A 500-nucleotide genomic window follows, 5' to 3' on the forward strand; every position below is an offset into this window, starting at 1 on the left:
GGCGCGGTCGATGCGATCGCCGTAGACGTCCGTGCAGGCCTGCACCACGTCGGCCTCGCCGAGGACGCCTGCGCCGACGGCTGGAACGTGACTATCCAGAGCGGGTGGCCGACTTGCACCGCACCGCATCGACCTGGTTTGCCGACCACGGGCTGCTCGGCGAGGCGGTGACGCACGCAATCGCCGCGGGCGATGCCGAGGGGGCGGTGGATCTGGTGGAACGCCACGCAATGCCCCTGGTGGAACACAGCCGGATGGCGACGCTGCTCGGGCTGGTCAACAAGCTGCCCAAGACGTTGCTGGCCAGTCGGCCGAACCTGCAGATCGCCATCGCGTGGGCCCATTGCCTGCTGCACCAGGCCCCGGAGGTGCAGGTCGCCCTCGACCACGTTCGCGCCGCGGCGCCCTCGGCCACCGACGGTTTCGGCGCAGGCGTCCTCGGCGAGGCCGACGTGGTGCAGGCCTGCACGGACGTCTACGGCGATCGCATCGACCGCGCA

At 71.0% G+C, this 500-nt stretch carries 1 pseudogene; it reads left to right on the forward strand.

Annotation, left to right across the window (positions count from 1 at the left end):
- Nucleotides 1-104: 104 nt before the first annotated feature.
- Nucleotides 105-500: pseudogene (locus A5691_RS06420) on the forward strand (LuxR family transcriptional regulator); the annotation flags it as partial.

Origin of the sequence: Mycobacterium sp. E183 (genome assembly GCF_001667735.1) — a bacterium.
Classification (GTDB): domain Bacteria; phylum Actinomycetota; class Actinomycetes; order Mycobacteriales; family Mycobacteriaceae; genus Mycobacterium.